12 protein-coding genes and 1 pseudogene are annotated in these 12784 nt (G+C 44.1%); 12 read left to right on the forward strand and 1 reads right to left on the reverse strand.

Annotated features, from left to right (window positions below; translation table 11 throughout):
* Positions 1-149 precede the first annotated feature (149 nt).
* The 9 genes from MHI33_RS07595 (at position 150) to MHI33_RS07635 (ending at position 9732) form a co-directional block, all read left to right on the forward strand.
* A complete protein-coding gene (locus MHI33_RS07595) occupies positions 150-974 on the forward strand; it encodes a M55 family metallopeptidase (protein ID WP_340910439.1) in 825 nt (274 codons plus the stop codon).
* Between the two features lie 18 nt (positions 975-992).
* Positions 993-1928 (forward strand): ABC transporter permease, encoded by a 936-nt coding sequence (locus MHI33_RS07600; protein ID WP_217012902.1) that lies wholly within the window; start codon positions 993-995, stop codon positions 1926-1928.
* Entirely contained in the window at positions 1925-2887 is a 963-nt protein-coding gene (locus MHI33_RS07605; protein ID WP_065097110.1) for an ABC transporter permease, read from the forward strand. Before MHI33_RS07600 ends, MHI33_RS07605 begins: the two co-directional genes overlap by 4 nt.
* Positions 2888-2894: 7 nt before the next feature.
* On the forward strand, positions 2895-3905 hold the full coding sequence (locus MHI33_RS07610) for an ABC transporter ATP-binding protein (protein WP_106029837.1): 1011 nt from the start codon (positions 2895-2897) through the stop codon (positions 3903-3905).
* Complete coding sequence (locus MHI33_RS07615; RefSeq protein ID WP_340910444.1) at positions 3905-5527, forward strand: peptide ABC transporter substrate-binding protein; 1623 nt, start codon at positions 3905-3907, stop codon at positions 5525-5527. The genes MHI33_RS07610 and MHI33_RS07615 overlap by 1 nt, the downstream gene beginning before the upstream one ends.
* 312 nt (positions 5528-5839) lie before the next feature.
* Positions 5840-6781, forward strand: coding sequence for a S66 peptidase family protein (locus MHI33_RS07620; protein ID WP_340910446.1), 942 nt, complete (start codon positions 5840-5842; stop codon positions 6779-6781).
* The gene (locus MHI33_RS07625) at positions 6778-7857 is read left to right on the forward strand and encodes a mandelate racemase/muconate lactonizing enzyme family protein (protein ID WP_340910448.1); all 1080 of its coding nucleotides are present in this window, start codon (positions 6778-6780) and stop codon (positions 7855-7857) included. The genes MHI33_RS07620 and MHI33_RS07625 overlap by 4 nt, the downstream gene beginning before the upstream one ends.
* The gene (locus tag MHI33_RS07630) at positions 7857-8774 is read left to right on the forward strand and encodes a C40 family peptidase (RefSeq protein WP_340910452.1); all 918 of its coding nucleotides are present in this window, start codon (positions 7857-7859) and stop codon (positions 8772-8774) included. The genes MHI33_RS07625 and MHI33_RS07630 overlap by 1 nt, the downstream gene beginning before the upstream one ends.
* On the forward strand, positions 8764-9732 hold the full coding sequence (locus MHI33_RS07635) for an ABC transporter ATP-binding protein (protein ID WP_340910454.1): 969 nt from the start codon (positions 8764-8766) through the stop codon (positions 9730-9732). Before MHI33_RS07630 ends, MHI33_RS07635 begins: the two co-directional genes overlap by 11 nt.
* Positions 9733-9771: 39 nt before the next feature.
* Here MHI33_RS07635 and MHI33_RS07640 read toward each other — a convergent pair.
* Positions 9772-10648: pseudogene (locus MHI33_RS07640) on the reverse strand (dimethylarginine dimethylaminohydrolase family protein).
* Positions 10649-10827: 179 nt separating this feature from the next.
* On the opposite strand from MHI33_RS07640, the gene MHI33_RS07645 reads away from it, so the two are divergent.
* The 3 genes from MHI33_RS07645 (at position 10828) to MHI33_RS07655 (ending at position 12547) form a co-directional block, all read left to right on the forward strand.
* A complete protein-coding gene (locus tag MHI33_RS07645; RefSeq protein WP_340910457.1) occupies positions 10828-11349 on the forward strand; it encodes an acyl-CoA thioesterase in 522 nt (173 codons plus the stop codon).
* A gap of 114 nt (positions 11350-11463) precedes the next feature.
* Positions 11464-11790 (forward strand): PadR family transcriptional regulator, encoded by a 327-nt coding sequence (locus tag MHI33_RS07650; RefSeq protein ID WP_065097119.1) that lies wholly within the window; start codon positions 11464-11466, stop codon positions 11788-11790.
* Between the two features lie 4 nt (positions 11791-11794).
* Positions 11795-12547 carry an HAAS domain-containing protein gene (locus tag MHI33_RS07655; protein WP_340910460.1) on the forward strand — a complete coding sequence of 251 codons (753 nt, stop codon included), beginning with the start codon at positions 11795-11797 and terminating at the stop codon, positions 12545-12547.
* Positions 12548-12784 lie beyond the last annotated feature (237 nt).

The following is a 12784-nucleotide window of genomic DNA, read 5'->3' on the forward strand; positions in this document are numbered from 1 at the left end:
TCTCATTCAGTCTATTGACCTGTATTAACTGAGTCTAATTTCCTTATTTTCAGACATTGTATTGAAAAATCAATCAAGTAATCATATAATTTTTTAGAAAATTTAGAAAAATATACACAAATTTTAAGTTTAATTAAAGGGGGATGGGGATGAAGCTCTATGTATCTGTCGATATGGAGGGAATTACTGGTCTAGCTGATCATACATTTGTCGATGCCCGTCAGCACAATTATGAACGGGGCAGAAAGATCATGACGGGTGAAGTGAATGCCTGTGTGCAGGCACTTCTTCAGCATGGCGCAACGGATATTTTGGTCAATGACAGTCATTCTAAAATGAATAATTTGTTGATTGAAGAATTGCATGAAGAAGCATCTCTTATATCTGGTGACGTCAAGCCTTATTCAATGGTTCAAGGGTTAGATCAAACCTATGATGCTGCTGTTTTTTTAGGCTATCATGCGAGGGCGTCTATGAAAGGTGTGATGTCTCACAGTATGATTTTTGGTGTCCGACATTTTTACATAAATGATCATCCAATTGGTGAAATGGGCTTTAATGCGTATGTTGCAGGCTACTATGGTGTGCCAGTGATTCTTGTTTGCGGAGATGATCAAGCAGCACTTGAAGCAGAAAAGCTGATGCCTGGTGTGAAAACAGTCGCAGTGAAAGAGACCATATCAAGATCTGCTGTGAAATGTCTCACTCCTGCCAAAGTCAACCAACAAATCTCACAGCAAGTGGAAGTCGCAATGAAACAGATTCATCACATCAAGCCGCTGACGCCTCCTGATCAGCCGCTGCTGAAGATTGAGTTTGCCAATTATGGACAAGCTGAATGGGCGAATTTAATGCCTGGCACTGCCATTATTGAAGGGACAACAACGGTGACGTATCAAGCAGAGAATATATTAGAAGCCTACCAAGCGATGCTTGTCATGACAGAGCTTGCCGCACGTACAACATTTTGTTAAGCGAGGGGGAGACGGCAGATGACCAGCTTTTTGCTCAAGCGTTTTATTGCGATGATTGCCACGATCTTAACGATTACGACGTTAACGTTTATTTTAATGAAGGTCATCCCAGGATCGCCCTTCAATGAAGAACGAAATACAAACGAAACCGTCCAGCGAAACCTCGAAAGCTACTATCACTTAGACGAACCACTGTATGTTCAATATGTCATCTATTTAAAATCCATCGTTACCTTTGATTTTGGTCCTTCCATTAAAAAGCCTTCTGAAAGTGTCAATGATCTATTGGCGAGAGGCTTCCCAGTCTCATTAGAACTTGGTCTTATCTCAATATTGATTGCTGTCATCTCCGGCATCCTGCTAGGGGTCATGGCTGCCCTCCGGCACAATGGCTTGATTGATTATATCGCCATGACCATTGCTGTTTTCGGTATATCCATTCCAAACTTTATCTTTGCTACTTTATTAATTCAGCAGCTTGCTGTGAATTTGAAGCTCTTTCCTACAGCGATGTGGACAAGTCCGATGCATATGGTGCTACCGACCATTGCTCTTGCCGTTAGTCCGATGGCCATTATGGCCCGGTTAACAAGATCGAGCATGATTGAAGTGCTGTCTCAGGACTATATTCGCACTGCTAAAGCAAAAGGACTTTCTCCTTTTAAAATTGTGTTCAAACATGCGCTTCGAAATGCGCTTTTGCCTGTTGTGACCATTCTTGGCACACTTGTCGCAAGCATTTTAACAGGAAGTTTTGTCATTGAAAAAATATTTGCGATTCCTGGAATGGGAAAATATTTTGTCGAGAGTATTAACAACCGTGATTATCCTGTCATCATGGGAACCACTGTTTTTTACAGCATCATTTTAATCACACTTCTTTTCATTGTTGATGTGGCGTATCGCCTGCTTGATCCAAGGATTCAGCTGCATCAGAAAGGAGGAAAGGCATGAGTATACATTTGCAGCAGGATCAACCGAATCCGCATCATGAAGTGCCGGACGAATGGTTTTCTCCGAGAGAGCAAAAGAACACAGAGGCCCATGCCATTAAAAGACCCTCTCTTTCGTATTGGGCAGACACATGGAGACGACTGAAGCAAAATAAGCTTGCGATGTTTAGTCTATCGGTATTGATTTTTCTTTTTATCATGGCACTATTAGGCCCATTGCTTGCGCCTAATAGCGTGACAGAGCAGCGTCTTTCGATGCAAAATCTGCCGCCATCCGCTGCTCACTGGTTCGGAACGGATGAGCTTGGACGAGATGTGTTCACTCGTACATGGTACGGGGCTCGTATTTCTTTATTTGTAGGCGTCATGGCAGCCCTGATTGATTTTGCCATCGGCGTGATTTATGGAGGGATTGCCGGTTATAAGGGCGGGAGATATGACCATGTCATGATGCGAATCGTCGAGGTGCTTTACGGTCTTCCTTATTTACTTGTTGTCATTTTATTGATGGTTCTAATGGGGCCAGGGCTCGTCACCATTATTGTAGCGCTCACTGTCACCGGATGGATTGGAATGGCAAGAATCGTGAGAGGTCAAGTTCTTCAGCTGAAAAGCCAGGAATATGTCCTTGCCTCAAAAACCTTTGGTGCAAAGAGCCTTCGTATCATTCGCCGCAACCTGCTGCCGAATACGATGGGGCCGATTATCGTTCAGATGACCTTAACTGTGCCGACCGCGATATTTGCAGAAGCGTTCCTAAGCTTTCTTGGTTTAGGCATTCAAGCACCGTTTGCAAGCTGGGGCGTGATGGCAAATGATGCGCTGCCGACAGTGCTGTCAGATAACGGGCATTGGTGGCGTTTATTTTTCCCTGCGTTTTTTATTTCGCTCACGATGTTTTGCTTTAACAATTTAGGTGATGGCTTGCAAGATGCGCTTGATCCGAAGATGAAGAGGTGATGGCGCTTTGAAAAAAGTTCTACAAATCATCGATCTGCACGTCAGCTTTCGGACATATGGCGGCTCAGTTCGAGCGGTACGCGGGGTGAATGTGGATGTATATGAAAAAGAAACCCTTGCCATTGTGGGAGAATCAGGCTGCGGGAAAAGTGTGACTTCACAAAGCATTATGAGGCTGCTGCCAGCTTACAGCGCTCATGTTGATCGGGGAGAAATCTGGTTTGAAGACCGAAATTTGCTGTCATTATCTGAAAAAGAAATGCGCGCCATACGAGGTGTCGATATTTCGATGATCTTCCAAGATCCAATGACCGCACTGAACCCAACCTTGACAATCGGCGATCAGCTCATGGAGGCGGCAAAGGAGCATCAAAAGCTGACGAAAAAAGAAGTGAAAGAAGCCGCCATTCGGATGCTTGATTTGGTTGGCATTCCGCAGCCGAAGGAAAGGCTAAAGCAATACCCTCACCAGTTCAGCGGGGGAATGAGGCAGCGGCTCATGATTGCCATGGCACTGATTTGCGAGCCCAAAGTTCTGATTGCTGATGAACCAACGACAGCGCTGGATGTGACCATACAGGCACAAATATTAGAGCTGTTTAAAGAGATTCAGAGAAAAACAGGTGTCACCATTATTTTAATCACACATGATTTAGGGGTCGTCGCCCAAGTCGCAGACCGAGTGGCGGTCATGTACGGAGGGAAAATGGTGGAGGTCGGAACGAGGCGAGATATTTTTTACAGTCCGCAGCATCCTTATACAAAAGGACTTCTGCAATCCGTTCCAAGACTTGATATGAAAGATGAACTCATTCCAATTGAAGGAAGCCCACCTGATTTATTTGCTCCGCCAAAGGGCTGTCCGTATACAGATCGCTGCCCGTCCGCCATGAAGGTATGTGATCATATCATGCCGCACGAAACGCAGCGGTCACCTACCCACACAGTGCATTGCTGGCTCCAAGATGAGCGAGCGAATCAAACGGTTTTATCTTCAACACAAAGGGGGAGTTTTTGATGAAAAAAAAAGGGTGGATCATCAGTATATGTTTGTTCACGATCATGCTGCTCGCAGGATGTACAGCCAATGAGCAAGCAGGGAAAGGATCATCAAGCAATCAGGGTGAAAAGAAAATATTAACCTTAAATAACGAAAATGAACCGACGTCGTTTGATCCGCCGATTGGTTTTAATAATGTATCGTGGCAAGGACTCAATAACTTAATGGAGGGATTAACAAGACTGAATGAAAAGCACGAACCATCTCCTGCAATGGCGGAAAAATGGGAGATATCAGAGGATGGAAAAACGTACACATTCCATTTAAGAGATGGCATCAAGTGGTCAAATGGTGATCCAGTGAAAGCGAGTGACTTTGAATATGCGTGGAAGCGGCTGCTTGATCCGAAAACAGGCTCATCTGCATCGTTCCTAGCCTACATGATTGAAGGCGGAGAGGCATTTAACAGCGGAAAAGGAAAGAAAGAAGACGTGAAAGTCAGCGCTGTAAATGATAAAACGCTCAAGGTCACACTGGCATATCCGCAGAAATCGTTCTTAAATATGACCGCAAACCCTGCTTTTTTTCCTGTCAATGAACAGGTAGCTAAGAAGGACCCAAACTGGGCAAAAGACGCCAAAACCTTTGTCGGAAATGGACCGTTCAAGCTGACAGAGTGGAAGCATGATGAGAGCTTCACAATGGAAAAAAGTGAGACGTATTGGGACAAAAAAACAGTCAAGCTGGATCAAGTGAAGTGGCTGATGATCAGTGATCGAAACACAGACTATCAAATGTATCAATCAGGAGATTTAGATACTGCCTTTGTCCCAGCAGAGCAAAGTGAAAACCTGCTGAAAAATAAAGATGTACAAATTGAAGACCAGGCTGGATTGTTCTTTTATCGTCTGAATGTGAACATGGAACCTTTTCAAAATAAGAACATCCGCAAAGCTTTTCAAATGGCGATCAACCCGCAAGATATCGTGGATTATGTAACGAAAAATGAAGAGAAGCCAGCACGTGCCTTCGTCTCGCCAGGCATTCTTGATTCAAAGGGTGAAGATTTCAGAAAAGCTGGCGGTGATCTTGTGAAGAATGATAAGAGTGAAGCTGCGAAGCTACTAGAAAAAGGGCTGAAAGAAGAGAACTATTCAAAACTGCCAGCCGTCACATTGACATATAGTACAAAGCCTGAGAACAAGAAAAAAGCTGAAGCCATCCAGCAGCAGCTGAAAGAAGCGCTAGGTGTAGATGTGAAGCTTGCAAACATGGAAGCCAATGTATTTGCAGAAGATCAAAAGGCACTGAAATTCCAATTCTCACAAAGTTCATTTTTAGCAGACTATGCAGATCCGATCAATTTCTTAGAGAGCTTTCAAACAGGGAATGCCATGAACCGGACAGGATGGTCAAACGATACCTATGACCAACTGATCAAGAAGGCGAGCCAGGAAGCAGACGAACAAAAGAGAAACAACATCCTTCATGATGCAGAGGCACTTCTCATTGAAGAAGCACCGATCATTCCGATTCATTTTTATAACCAAGTTCATTTACAAAAAGAAGGCGTGAAGGGGATTGTCCGTCACCCTGTTGGGTATATCGATTTGAAATGGGCACAAGTAGATGGAGAGTAATATTAGGATCAAAAGACGCTTTTAGATAAAAGCGTCTCAGCGTGTAGACAAACCCTCGCATTCGTTGGCAGGTCTGCGCGCTGGTGCTCACGAATGTTCAATTCGCTCCGCAAAAGTAGCTGCCCTTCCTAGACTTCAAAGGTTTTCTATCACGCTGAAAAGAAGACAAAGGGCTAAAATAAACATCATTTTAGCACTTTGTCAACAATCTAAGACGCTTTGAGATAAAAGCGTCTGTTCCTTTATATTCGTTCATGTTATGAAGCAGAAACCCATAGATTGAAAGAAACAAAGAGAAAGAGGGGATATGGCATGAGCCAGCTGCCAGTGGCACTTCAAACAGGGGATACGGTGGGGATTATTGCACCAGCAAGCCCGCCTGATGAGCTGAAATTAGCAAAAGGGATTGCCTTTTTAGAAAGCCTCGGGCTAAAGGTGAAAAAAGGGAAGTATTTGGGCCGCCGGTATGGATATTTAGCAGGTCATGATCGTGAAAGAGTGGAGGATCTTCATCGTATGTTTCAAGATCCAGAAGTGAAGGCGATTATTTGTGCTTGCGGAGGATACGGGACTAGCAGACTTGCGGAAGCCATTGACTATGACCTCATTCGCCGAAATCCAAAAATCTTTTGGGGCTATAGTGATATTACGTTTTTACATACGGCCATCCAGCAGCAGACGGGTCTTGTGACGTTTCATGGGCCAATGCTTTCCTCTGATGTGGGACTTGAGGAGGTCCATCCTTATACGAAAGATACCTTTTTACAGCTGTTCGCACCGAAAGCCTTTACGTATGCGCACCACTTGTCACCCCTTCATACTTTTTATCCGGGCACCGCTTCAGGTGAGATTGTAGGAGGAAATCTTGCCCTCATCGTGACAACACTTGGTACGCCTTTTGAAATCGATACGAAGGGAAAGCTTTTGTTCATTGAAGATATTGACGAAGAGCCCTATAAGATCGATCGAATGATGCAGCACCTCACATCTGCTGGAAAATTGGATGATGCGGCTGGATTCATCATTGGAGATTTTCATCAATGTGAGCCAAAAAAGAAAGATCAGTCCCTCACATTGAATCAAGTATGGGACACCTATATTGTCCCGCAAAAGAAACCTGCACTTGGGGGCTTCCGAATCGGTCATTCTTCGCCGAACTTTGCCATTCCAATGGGCACGCAGGCTGCATTAGATGCGACAGGAAAAAAACTGCATATTTCTCCAGGCGTTGCAGCGAAAGAGGCGATCAAATGAAAATCGTCGATGTTCGTACATGCAGAATGAGTGTACCGCTAAAAAAGCCTTTCAAAACCGCTTTACGAACGGTGTATGACGCAGCATCTCTGATTGTTATCATCACATATGATCAAGGTGACGTCAGCTACGGAGAGGCAGTCCCGACAACGGTGATTACAGGTGAAACGCTGGAAAGCATCGACTATGCCATATGCGAAGTGATCAGACCGATTTTGCTTGGAGCTTCCTTGTCAGAATATGAACAAATTTTTTCTGATTTGAACCGTGTGCTCGCTTGCAACACAAGCGCAAAGGCAGCGGTTGACATGGCCATTTATGATGGTTTAGCGAAGCAGGCAGGACTTCCGCTTTATCAATACCTTGGCGGATATCGCAGTCAGCTTGAAACCGATTATACGGTCAGTGTAAACCGTCCGCTTGAGATGGCGGAAGATGCGAAGCAATACGCAGCAGAAGGCTTTCAGACATTAAAGATCAAGGTAGGAAAAGATGATATAGACACGGATATTCAGCGTATCAAGCGAATTCGAGAAAAGATCGGGCCGGATATTCAGATTAGGCTCGATGCGAACCAGGGCTGGACGTGGAAGGAAGCGGTCGTAGCCATTCGGAAAATGGAGCCACTGAATATCGAACTAGTCGAGCAACCAGTGCCAAAAGAAGATATCGAAGGCCTGAGCCGTGTGACGCAGGCAACAGATACACTGATTATGGCAGACGAAAGCATTTTCAGTTTTCATGATGCGATCAAGGTGCTTGAAACGAGAAGCTGTGATTTAATCAATTTAAAATTAATGAAATCAGGCGGCATAAAAGAAGCCTTAAAAATCAATGCTTTGGCAGAAGCATACGGCGTAAAGTGCATGGTTGGCAGTATGATTGAGTCAAAACTTGGCATTACAGCAGCCGCTCATCTCGCCGCCAGTCAGCCAAATATCACCCGCTATGATTTTGATGCCCCGCTGATGCTAAAAGAGGACATGGTAGACGGAGGAATCGTGTACAAAGGAAAAAATATCTTTTTCCCGCCGCAACATGGGTTAGGCATTCAAGGGGTGAAAGGAGTCTCATGATGATATTTGAATCAAAGGTTGCAGTTGCGAACGTATGGACAGCGCCGCAGTCACCGAGAGAAATCGATCAAAAGGTTCTTCATGGCTCCTTCAAAATCAAAGAGTGGATTGACAAGCAAACATATGAAGAAAAACTGGCTTTATGTGAAGAAAATCTGATCCAGTCGCAAGTACTGCTCGGCGAACGAGTCATTGGATTAGAAGAAACAGACGGCTGGATGAAAGTCGTTATTCCGCAGCAGGCCAGCCGGAAACATCCACAAGGCTATCCTGGCTATATACCTGCGAACCAACTAAAGCAAGTGACAGAAGGAAGTGCACCTACTTCATCTCATATCGTTTGTCAGAAAAAAGCCATGCTCTATCGAAACGGGCAAGCGGACATGGAAATTAGTTTTTTAACAGAGCTCGCAGCTGTAGAAGAAACGAGTGATCGCTTTCGTGTTGTCACACCAGCAGGTACAAGAGAAATCAATAAAGCAGATGTGCAGCCAGTTTCATCCATTTCTTCTATGGCCGGCAAAGATGTTGTAGACAAGGGAAAACAATTTATTGGTCTTTCGTATTTATGGGGCGGCATGAGCAGCTTTGGCTATGACTGTTCGGGCTTTGCTTACAGCATGTATAAAGCGTGCGGATATCTTTTGCCGAGGGACGCAAGTGACCAAGCAGTGCAAGGAACACCGGTCGCATCAAGCCATTTAGAACAAGGCGACTTACTGTTTTTCGCCAATGACAACGGAAAGGGAGCAGTCCGCCATGTTGGGATCTACGCAGGTGACGGTATGATGCTTCATTCGCCTAAAACCGGCAGAGAAATTGAACTTCTTTCCCTTGCTGGCACTTCATATGAAAAAGACTGGGCAGGTGCAAGACGGTATTTGCCAAGCGAGAGGAGCAAAGGTCATGGCAGTTGAACCACTTTTACAAGTAAACAATCTCAAAAAACATTTTCATCTATCGAAAGGAAGAACGCTAAAAGCGCTAGACGGTGTCTCCTTTCAGCTGAAACAAGGCGAAACATTTGGCCTTGTTGGCGAGTCCGGCTGCGGGAAATCCACACTAGGAAAAGTGCTTATGCGTCTTTATGAACCGACAGATGGGGAAGCCTTATATGAAGGGAAAAGCCTTCATCACCTTTCTCAAAAAGAATCATTTGATTTTAATCGGCAAATTCAAATGGTGTTTCAAGATCCGTATTCCTCCTTAAATCCGCGGCTGTCTGTAAAAGATATTATGCTGGAGCCAATGGAGATTCATAACTTTTATGGGAGTCAAAAGAAAAGGGTTGCCCGGGTGAAAGAACTACTGGAAGCTGTTGGGCTTAGCTATGACTTTGCCACTCGCTATCCTCATGAATTCAGCGGAGGGCAGAGGCAGAGAATCGGTATTGCAAGAGCACTCGCCTTAGCGCCGAAATTTATTGTGGCAGATGAACCAATTTCTGCACTAGATGTCTCTGTTCAAGCGCAGGTCGTGAATTTGCTGAAGAAACTGCAAAAGGAGGAAGGGCTAACATTTCTCTTTATTGCGCATGACTTGTCGATGGTCAAATATATTAGCGACCGAATCGGTGTCATGTATTTAGGTCATCTCGTCGAATTGACCAGCAGTGATACGTTATATCAAACACCGCTGCACCCCTATACACAAGCATTGCTGTCTGCGATCCCCATTCCAGATCCTGACGTGGAGGACAAGCGCAAAAGGTTCATTTTAAAAGGAGAAATTCCAAGTCCAGTGAACCCGCCAAGCGGCTGTGTATTTCGAACAAGGTGTCCTGCAGCGATGGATGTGTGTGCTGAAAAAAAGCCAATATTACAAGCAGTAGAAGAAGGGCATGATGTCGCCTGTCATTTATACGATCGGACATAAAAATAGGCAGATAAAAAGCCAGCAAGTAGACAAGCTGTTCTACACGCTGGCTTTTTTAGTGAACGAACGCCGAATCGGCAATGTGCAGCATCTAAAAGAGCCGCCAGATTTAATGATTTCTGAAAAATCCACTTCAATGACAGTGTAGCCGTGAGCGGCTAATGCAGCATTTGTTTCTTGATTGATGGGCAAACTGATCACTTTTTTCTGTCCAATGGATAAAACGTTTGGGCCGAGTGTGAATTGCTCTTGTTCGCTTATTTCAATTAGATGATAATGCATGTTGAGCAGGTGAAGATCCTCTTTTTTGAACGCTTCTGGATAAATCAATATCTCATCATGAGAGAGAATATTCATCACACAATCGAGATGCAAAATGTGAGGAGGAAGATGAATGGAAATGATGTCATGGTCCGGCAGTTCTTTTTTAAACTCATGAATAGCGGCTGGGTTTGTTCTTTTGCTTGTTCCGACAAATACGCGTCTTTGATCGACAAGCACATCGCCGCCTTCAATCGTTCCATTTGTCAGGGTAACAGTTTTCAAGCCATTTCCCTGTGCCCACTCATTTAACAATTGTTCTTCTCCTTGCCGAACCGGAGCGGCCATGCTTGAAACAAATAGTGTATGTCCAATCGTAAACCCAATATCTCGGGTAAAGACTTGTTCAGGAAAGCGGTCATTTGCAGGAAGCATAATGGGGCGTACTTGATGGTCTTTTAGGGTTTGGATCAATTGCTTATGCTGAGCAACGGCTTTCATTTGAGAAATATTTTCTCAATTGTTTTTGGGTTTCGTTGATGATCTGTTTGATTTCCATATAGATGGGACTGCATAAAAGGACTTCTTGTAAATCATCATATTCACTCATGCATTGCGGCATTTTGTGTATTTGTTCTGCTCTCATAGAATCCATCAAATGGCCTCCTTGTTTGTTCATAGTTCTATTATTCCTCGTTCTAGTCATAGTTGAAACATTTCCGAAAGAAAATCTCTCACAGGAGACTAAAGCAAAATGTTTAGACAAACCTAAAAGAATAGTGTTTAATAAAAGTCGTTCCGCATTCACGAAAACAGCAAGAAGGAGCTATGATGATGAGTGAAGAAAATTTCAAATACTGCAAGGAATCGAAAGTTGTCAAAACCAGCAGGGTATTCCCTCTCGATACGAATAATCACCAAACCTTATTTGGCGGGAAATTAATGAGTTATATAGATGACATTGCCTCCATCTCGGCAGCAAGGCACAGCCGATGTGAAACGGTTACGGCATCAATGGATTCAGTTGATTTTTTAGAGCCGATTGGACAAAAGGAGTCGGTATGTTTAGAGTCCTATGTCACATGGGTGGGTACGTCTTCTATGGAAGTGTTCGTCAAGGTCATCAAAGAAAACTTGATGTCTGGAGAGCGCAGACTCGCAGCGACTTCATTTCTTACCTTTGTGTCGTTAGATGACAATGGGAAGCCAAAGAAAGTCCCACAAGTCATGCCGGAAACAGAGGAAGAAATCATGCTGCATCAAACCGCAAAACAGCGAGCTGAAGAAAGAAAAAGCCACCGAAAGCATAGCAAGGCACTGGCTGACGCACTTGGGACAGATAAACCATGGGCGTAAAAATCACCCTTTAAGCGGTGATTTTTTTCTAGAACGGTATCTTGCATGGCAAGATAGTGTGTGGTAAGATGATGCTATCTTGTGATGCAAGGTACTGGAATCGGAGGAACAAAGATGACAACATCCACACAAATGCTAAAAGGAATTTTAGAAGGCTGCCTGCTGTCGATTATTTCAGAGGGTGAGATTTATGGATATGAAATGACGAAGAAGCTCGCTTATTATGGGTTTGATCAAATTAGTGAAGGAAGTATCTATCCGATCCTGCTGCGTATGCAAAAGGAACAGCTCGTGACCACTGTCACAAAAGCATCAGCAAGCGGGCCGAAAAGGAAATACTATACGCTCACACAAGCTGGAGAACAAGCGCTCACAGAGTTTATTACCCGCTGGAGTGAGCTTTCAAAAAATGTGAACTGTTTACTACAAAAAGGGAAGTGAGATTATGGTATCAAAAGAAACAAGACACATCTTACTAGAGCTGAAATTTTATCTCATATCAATGGGAAAAAATGAGGACGAAATTGATGAGCTGATGGATGAGCTAACGACACATGCGGTTGAGGCTGAAAAAGATGGCAAAACAGGGGAGGCTGTGTTTGGCGGAGATCCGAGGGGCTATGCTGATGAACTCGCAAAAGAGCTGTCAGGAAACCATAAAGACTGGGTTCCCTTCGTCAGTGCCTTCTTAATTGGATCTCTCTTCTATATGATTTTATCAGATGCGATCAGTCAAAGCTTATCCTATTCTTGGTATGCGTTAATAGGATATCCGCTCGTTTTAGTTGCCAATGTTATCATGATCATTGTGATGTTTAGAGCGTCTGCCTTTCAGACAAGCGGCCGGGCATTTCTTTATTTTTGGATCTTAGGAATCTTTCAGCTGACTTCAATGGTCACAATCAAACTATTGGATCAAAAACTCGGCACACCATTACTTGTGCTGACCTCAGGTCAAAGATGGGGCGTCATCCTGCTCATGCTGTTATGTATCATTGTCTTTAATGCAATCTTAAAGGCGAATCTCATTTCATTGATTCCGATCATCTTCTTCGGACCGCAGCTCATATTCGAATGGATTGGCTGGACATCACCAAGCGTGCTTCTCATGCAAAGTCTACTATCGGTTGTGATCGTAATAGGGCTTATGCTCATGGTCTTACGCCGGGCGAACAAGAAAAATGAAAACACGATGTAAAAAATAGAGCACATCCATCCGATGTGCTTTCAGCGTGTAGACAAACCCTCGCATTCGGTGTCAGTCCTGCGTGCTGGTGCTCACGAATGTCAAATTCGCTCCGCTCCAGTACTCGTCCTTCCTAGACTTCAAAGGTTTTCTATCACGCTGAAAGAAGACAAAGGGCAAAAATAAAGATCATTTTAGCCCTTTGTCAACAATCTGAGAGCACATCCCATCCGATGTGCTTTTCTTTTT

The sequence above is a fragment of the Bacillus sp. FSL K6-2971 genome (assembly GCF_038006405.1).
GTDB classification, from domain to species: domain Bacteria; phylum Bacillota; class Bacilli; order Bacillales; family Bacillaceae; genus Bacillus; species Bacillus pumilus.